This is a genomic window from Faecalibacterium gallinarum (genome assembly GCF_022180365.1).
Taxonomy (GTDB): Bacteria; Bacillota; Clostridia; order Oscillospirales; family Ruminococcaceae; genus Faecalibacterium; species Faecalibacterium gallinarum.
The window spans coordinates 1-4,562 of sequence record NZ_BQKV01000101.1; the positions used below are offsets into that span (position 1 = coordinate 1).

Annotated in this window: 3 protein-coding genes; all 3 read right to left on the minus strand. The window is 54.4% G+C overall.

Annotated elements, in window-relative coordinates; translation table 11 throughout:
• Window positions 1-249 precede the first annotated feature (249 nt).
• The 3 genes from JCM17207_RS11930 to aroD all read right to left on the minus strand — a co-directional run bounded on the left by JCM17207_RS11930 (window position 250) and on the right by aroD (window position 3,943).
• Window positions 250-1,968 (minus strand): FAD-dependent oxidoreductase, encoded by a 1,719-nt coding sequence (locus JCM17207_RS11930; RefSeq protein WP_238317855.1) that lies wholly within the window; start codon window positions 1,966-1,968, stop codon window positions 250-252.
• A 231-nt stretch (window positions 1,969-2,199) separates the two neighbouring features.
• Window positions 2,200-2,661, minus strand: a complete 462-nt coding sequence (locus JCM17207_RS11935) for a MarR family winged helix-turn-helix transcriptional regulator (RefSeq protein WP_238317856.1) — start codon at window positions 2,659-2,661, stop codon at window positions 2,200-2,202.
• A gap of 520 nt (window positions 2,662-3,181) precedes the next feature.
• A complete protein-coding gene (gene aroD, locus JCM17207_RS11940) occupies window positions 3,182-3,943 on the minus strand; it encodes a type I 3-dehydroquinate dehydratase (RefSeq protein ID WP_238317857.1) in 762 nt (253 codons plus the stop codon).
• Between the last annotated feature and the right edge of the window lie 619 nt (window positions 3,944-4,562).

Here is a 4,562-nt window from a genome sequence, read left to right on the forward strand (position 1 = left end):
ATGATCGACCGATACATCCAGTTTTATAACCACGAGCGAATCCAAACGAAAGCAGGAGTGGCTCCGCTAACGCTCCGCCACTCCTGCTGAATCCTAATCTCCTACACTTGGGGCTTTTTTGTACTGTCCACACAATTTGGACCGGTTCAGCATTCCTGGGGCTTTTTATATTATTTTATACTTGTTTTTTGAAAAAAGCAGGGCCGGGCAGTTATACTGACTGCCCGGCCCTGCTGGGTCAACCGGAGGTTAACGGCCCAGGATCTGGTCCGCCACCATCTTGCCAAAAGTGATGTTAATGTTCGTTGGGGCGCAGCCGAACAGACCGTCGTCCGCGCATTCTCCCACTGCGTACAGGTTGTCAAAGCTGGTACCATCCTGCTTTTGTACACGCATGGTATCATCTACCAGGATGCCGCCCAGGCTCACCTGCAAGCCGGGGCTGGTGGTCACCGCGTAGTAGGGAGGATTGCTGAAATCGATGCTCAGATTGTTGGTGCGACCGAATTCATCCACACCGGTGCGCACGGCCTCCTGATAGGCTTCCACCGTCTTTACCAGGTTGTCCGCAGGAACGCCCATCTTCTCCGCCAGTTCTTCCAGGGTGTCGGCCTCTAAGAAATAGCCCATATCCTTGAATCCCTGCAAACGCTTGGAGTTGTCCATGGCCGTCTGATCGATCAGAATGTACACATAGTCGCCTTCCTGTTCGACCATCCACTTAGACAATGTGGTGTAATCCGGATAGTAGTCGTTGCAGAATCGCAGGCCCTGCTGGTTCACGATGATGCCGCCTTCGGCCCGGGCTGCGCTCAGGCTGGAGTTGACCCCGTTCTCGCTGTGCACAGAAGGATTCAAGCGTACCACATCCATGTTGCTGAGCACACCGCCGATCTGCTCCACCAAGCCGAACATCTCGCCGGTGGAACCGGCTGCCGAGGTGGAAGGCAGGCCGGCCCACTCAGGAGCGTACTTTTCCACTGCTTCAGTGCCCGAAACAAAGCCACCGCTGGCCAGTACAACCGAGTCAGCCAGGATAGAGTATTCGCCGCCGGCATCCCGCACACGTACGCCAGTCACAGCGCCGTCCTCGGTCAGAATTTCTACTGCTTCGGTATCCAAACGCAGGTCCACGCTGGACTGCTCCAGTGCGCTGGACATGGCCTTCACGATGGCCGCACCCAGAGAGGAGCCGTCCTCGGTGGCTACTTGGTAGTTGGAGAGGGGGCGGGTGATGTTGGTACCCAGACTGTTCAGCCAATCCAGGCTTTCCTGGGAGTTCTCCAGCAGCAGCCGCAGCCGGTCGGAGTCGATGTCCGGGTTGGTTTCGGCGGTCTGGGCTACATAGTCATCGATGGAGATCGTCATGCCATCTTCCTGCTGGTAGGTGGTATCCACCGCAACAAAATAGGTGGCGGCCAGGTTAGTGGCACCGCCCACCATGGACTGCTTCTCCACAAGGATCACATTCTGGCCGTTGTCTGCCAGCTCCAGAGCGACCCGGATGCCGGCGCCGCCAGCACCCACCACCACGGTATCACAGGTTATGTCTTCTTTGGGTTCCTGCTGTACCTCAACGGTGCGGCTCTTCCATTCTTCGGCGTCCAGGCCTGCTTCGTCCAGGCACAAGGCCACCGCCTCTACGATTGCGTTGCTGGTATTGGTAGCACCAGATACCGTATCGACCGCCAGACTCTGGTTCTCCACAATCCAGGCCGGGATCTCGGAAATCGGTTTGTCCGCGATGCCTTCGGTCTCGGAGTTTTCCACCACTTCTACGCGGGTTACCGCGCCGTCGGCGATTTCCACCTCCACAGTTACCGGCCCGTTATTGCCTTGGGCAGACTGCGTGTACACATCGCTGGTTGTGTCGCTCTGGGATGCAGGTGCGCCGCCGCAGGCGGAAAGCAGCAGAGCAAATGCCAGCATAACAGCTAGAAAAGCTGCTGCTTTCTTTGTGTGTTTCATAGATATTCCTCCTGTGTTTTACAATGCAGGTTTGCCAGCGTACCTGGCCGTTTCTGGACGACCGGGCACACTGTTTCGGGTTTTGCAGGAAACGAGAGGCCGCCTCGTTTGCCTGCAAATTGTTTAGTTACTAAATATTTAGGTGCTAAAATTATTCTACACAAAACAATCCCTGTTGTCCACCGGCAAATACCACAACAACAGGGATCGGTTTTTTATATAACTTGTCTCTTATTCTGGAAAACGGCTGCGTAAAGCCTGCTGAAAAATGATTTCAGCATCGATCATACGCTGAATTTCTGTGTCTGAAAAATCCTCAAAAAATGCGCTGAGCCGGGATAGACTGGCCTGGTCATAGTCCAGATGTTCCAGATACAGCCGCCGTCCTTCCTCGGTCAGGGATACGAGGGTACGCCGCCGGTTCTTCGGGTCGGGGGTGCGAGTGATGTAGCCCTTATTTTCCAGCCGGGCAGCCAACTGAGAGACTGCGCCCGGAGTCACCTCCAGCCTTTGGGCCAGGCTGCTGATCGAGGCGGGATTGTCCGGCCCCAGCGCCACGAGGAAATGAATTTCCCGCATATACAGGGAGGTGCCGGGGGCGTACTCTCGCTGAGTGTTCAGATATTGCTCGTGCACCAGGGTGGTCCGATGCTTTTCATTTAGATAGCGTTGCATTAGTTCTATACGTTTCATATAGGTGAATTCTCCGATCAATTTGTTTGCAACTTTTACATTGGATTCTTGGGCAAAGTGGACGGGCAGGAACCATCATCCCTGCCCGTCTGTGTATTGGTCTTGGTCACAGGCGTTTCCAATAAAGCCCTTGGCCGCTATATCAGCAGTTTGTCGATCGTGTGTTCGGCCACAATCGTCACTCTGGCGGTTTTAAAAGCGGCCGGGTCGTTTGCCACCCAGCCGCCTTAAAATTCGATGTCGTCCTTCAAAATGGGTCCATATTCAACGCTGTGGTGTACGCTACTTTGAAGAGAATCTGGCAAAAATATTCCATTCTGTTGCGCCAGGAAGATTGTATTGCAAGGCTGATATAACCGATAGCCGACACTGCGATACAGCAGATCCAGTCAGATCCTCCTGCAAGACAGGGGACGGAATAATCTCTCTTGTTCACATTGTAGCGCATTTTTCCTTCTGCTGCAACCCGCCGTCGCAAAAACTTGGCAAGCTCCCGTGGCTTTTATTATATATAATTACATTATAGGGGCAGAGCTAGAGCATCCAGGATATGATTCATCTCCTCGAGCTCGATCTGCCCGGGGGCACTGGACTTCCCCGCACAGGCGAAGGTCATGGCTGACCCCATCGCCTCGCCGCAGACCCGGCTCACCGCCCCCAGGGCACCCATGCTGATGGTAATCACTGGGGTTTCGGGGTGGAGGTCGGCCATTTCGGCGGTGGCGGCCAGCAGGGCCAAAAGGTCGGCCCGGCTGTGGGGCATCACGGCCAGCTTGGCAATGTCCGCCCCGGCGGCTTGCATCTGGACCAGTCGGGCCACCATCTCAGCTTGGGAGGGCGTTTTGTTAAAGTCATGGCTGGAACAGACCACCCGCACTCCCTGCTGATGGGCCATTTTAATTAGATCGGGCAGAGTCTCCCCGGCGGGGAAGAGTTCCAGATCCAGAAGATCGGCGCAGCCGCTGGCACAGACCCAGCCGCAGAATTCAGTGTACCCGATGGGGGAGAGGGCCTTTTCGCCACCTTCGGCTTTGGTGCGGTAGGTAACCAGAAGGAGCTTTTCTCCCAGAGCCTGCCGCAGGCCGGTCAGACAGTGGGCCACAGCGTCGGGGTCTGCGCTGGCGTCGAACCAGTCGGCCCGCCATTCGACGCAGTCCACAGGCAGGGAGGCAAAGGCTGCCCCCCGAGCCAGAATTTCGGCTTCGGTTTTCTCCACAATGGGCAGAATGGTTTTAGGGCGGCCCTCGCCGATACGGCAGCCGCGGATGGTGACACAGGGCATCGGACTTCTCCTTTTCTATTAGTATCTGTATAAAGGGGCTGGTATTATGGTAATGATACGTTTGGAGGCCGCCGGTTGTCAAGTCTCCCACCTCCCGAAAAAACTCCAAAAAAACCCAAAAAAGGTGTTGACAAAAGGGCGGGGCGGTGGTATTATACTCAGGCACCCCGGGTCACACGAAAGAATGACTCTTGCGGGAGCCCACGAAACCGATCGAAAAGTTCAAAACACTTCGAAAAAAAGTGCTTGACAAACGAACGGCTCGGTGGTAAAATAAAGAGGTCGCCGGCCGAGAGGCGAGCGACACGCAGGACCTTGAAAATTGAACAATATCGAAAAACTTGTAACGGAACCTTATTGTGTGCGATTGGAAACGCACATTAAACAATTCCAAAAACAAAGTAATTCGTATAGGACGCAAGCGATTGCGTGCTGAGCGAAGAACAAGATTTAAACACTTTTGAGTGATTTAAATATCATTTATAAAGAGTTTGATCCTGGCTCAGGACGAACGCTGGCGGCGCGCCTAACACATGCAAGTCGAACGGGATGAATTCTTACTCCGAGTCTTTTGCAGAGTTAGCCGAAAAAGCGTCATTGATGCGTAGCATCAATTAGG

What these genes read in the sequence shown, in the direction of transcription:
- JCM17207_RS11930 (WP_238317855.1), bottom strand. Translation starts at nt 1,968, where the DNA reads ATGAAACACACAAAGAAAGCAGCAGCTTTTCTAGCTGTTATGCTGGCA.
- JCM17207_RS11935 (WP_238317856.1), bottom strand. Translation starts at nt 2,661, where the DNA reads ATGAAACGTATAGAACTAATGCAACGCTATCTAAATGAAAAGCATCGG.
- aroD (WP_238317857.1), bottom strand. Translation starts at nt 3,943, where the DNA reads ATGCCCTGTGTCACCATCCGCGGCTGCCGTATCGGCGAGGGCCGCCCT.